We start from the raw sequence: 1852 nt of genomic DNA, 5'->3' as shown, positions 1-1852 counted from the left end.
AAACACGGCGTCTGGCGCAGCCTTTTCTTCAAAAAAAAGGCCGTTGAGGCCATCTGGCGGAGTGCGGTTATCCGCCTGCTGCGCGGCAGCTACGAGCGTATCATGCCCGACAGGCTGCCAGGGCTGGGCCACATCCACGATGAGCGCCAGTGGCGGCGCTATCTTCAGGCGCAGTATGGCCGCTACTGGAAGGTACATTTCGCCAGGAAAACCCGGGGAGCCTGGCACAGCGTCAAATATCTGGGCCGCTACCTGAAGCGCCCGCCGGTGTCAGCCTCCCGTCTGCGCCACTACGGAACTTGAACAACTCAGGGTCGAGAATGCCTATTTAAAAAAGCTGGAGGCCTTGGTTCGGCAGAAAACATGCTCAGCACCCAAGAAAAAGTGAGCATTATTAATGAACTAAGGCAGGAATGGTCATTGTCCCGATTATTAATTGTTGCTGGGCTGCCCCGGAGCACATTTTACTATCATGTCAAACGTCTTAAAGCTCCGGACAGGTATCAGTCTGCCAGAGCACTTGTGCTGAAAATTTATCACCAGCACAAAGGCGCTATGGTTACAGACGTATCAGGCTGGCATGTCGTAACGAGGGTGGGTTACTTAATGGTAAAACCGTCAGAAAATTAATGAAGGAACTGGGTATAAGCTGCCTAATCCGCGTCAAAAAGTACCGTTCATATAATGGAGAACAAGGGCGAATTTGCGATAATCTCCTGAAGCGCCAGTTTGATGCAAAACGCCCCAACGAGAAGTGAGTCACAGATGTCACTGAGTTTAAAGTGAATGGCAAGAAGCTGTATTTGTCGCCCATCATGGATCTTTATAATGGCGAAATCATTGCTTATAACCTCGCTATCCGCCCTTTACCTTCAATGGTGCAGACTATGCTTACGGATGCGCTGAAACAGTTGCCGAAAGATAAACACCCAATATTGCACAGCGATCAAGGCTGGCAATATCAGATGTCACGGTGGCAGCGGTGGTTAAAGGATAGCGGCATCGTCCAGAGTATGTCTCGCCGGGGAAATTGCCTGGATAATGCGGTCATAGAGAGCTTTTTGGAACCTTGAAATCAGAATGTTATTACCTTAATGAATATAAAAATGTGGATGACTTAAAGCGAGACATCATTGGTTACATTGATTATTATAACCAATTGAGGATAAAGGGAAAACTTGGTGGCCTCAGCCCGGTGCAATATCGACTAAGTCAGGCTGCATAAGTTGTCCAAGATATGGGGCGCAGTTCAGAACGTGGTGGTCAAACTTAGCTGACCACCACATAATAGATAATCTAAAGACTAAAATTTGATTGTGATATTGTCAACCAAAATGCTTGTTTGGCTAGCAATAACAATGCTACAAGCAGGACCGTTAGTCATAACTCGTTCAACCCACGTGGCAGTGCTACTCAAATCTACATGGAATCGCTCGGTCTCATTATTCGCTAAGTCGTAAAAGATAATAGTCACGCCACTATCATCATTAAATTCTTCTTCGGCAATAAGTCCAACCCTGAAATTTAAAAAAAGTGTAGGAAATTTAATCTTGCATGTAGAACCCACCAATAAACATGAATTTATGATTTGAGGCGAATGTTGTACCCTGGGACGTTTTATTGAAGCTGGTCCGTATAGGATTGCTCCCGAGGTAGATAATGTCAGCTCATCACCGTCAGCAAGAGTAACGTCACCATTATTTTCAAAATCTTCATTTAGTTCTGTGTAATTATTTATACTGACGGTATAGCCCGTCTCATCAGATCTCACCGGCGCGGTGGTGCCCGAACGGGTTACTGTGTACCAGACCGTCACGGCGGCGCCGTCCGCATCATCCGCCAGCGTCTCCTT

General features: G+C 46.8%; 2 protein-coding genes and 3 pseudogenes. 4 read left to right on the top strand and 1 reads right to left on the bottom strand.

Annotated elements, in window-relative coordinates:
- The 4 genes and pseudogenes from NG99_RS26985 to NG99_RS30460 form a co-directional block, all read left to right on the top strand.
- Positions 1–294, top strand: a pseudogene (locus NG99_RS26985) (transposase); the annotation flags it as partial.
- Between the two features lie 263 nt (positions 295–557).
- A pseudogene (locus NG99_RS30465) lies at positions 558–758 on the top strand (IS3 family transposase); the annotation flags it as partial.
- A 15-nt stretch (positions 759–773) separates the two neighbouring features.
- Positions 774–1073 (top strand): annotated as a pseudogene (locus tag NG99_RS29590) (DDE-type integrase/transposase/recombinase); the annotation flags it as partial.
- A gap of 35 nt (positions 1074–1108) precedes the next feature.
- Positions 1109–1225 carry an IS3 family transposase gene (locus NG99_RS30460; protein WP_408606443.1) on the top strand — a complete coding sequence of 39 codons (117 nt, stop codon included), beginning with the start codon at positions 1109–1111 and terminating at the stop codon, positions 1223–1225.
- Between the two features lie 78 nt (positions 1226–1303).
- Here NG99_RS30460 and NG99_RS29785 read toward each other — a convergent pair.
- On the bottom strand, positions 1304–1852 hold a 549-nt coding region (locus NG99_RS29785), incomplete at its 5' end, for a hypothetical protein (protein WP_034899888.1).

Source organism: Erwinia typographi (assembly GCF_000773975.1).
Lineage (GTDB): Bacteria > Pseudomonadota > Gammaproteobacteria > Enterobacterales > Enterobacteriaceae > Erwinia > Erwinia typographi.
This window is presented reverse-complemented; position numbering and strand designations above follow the sequence as displayed.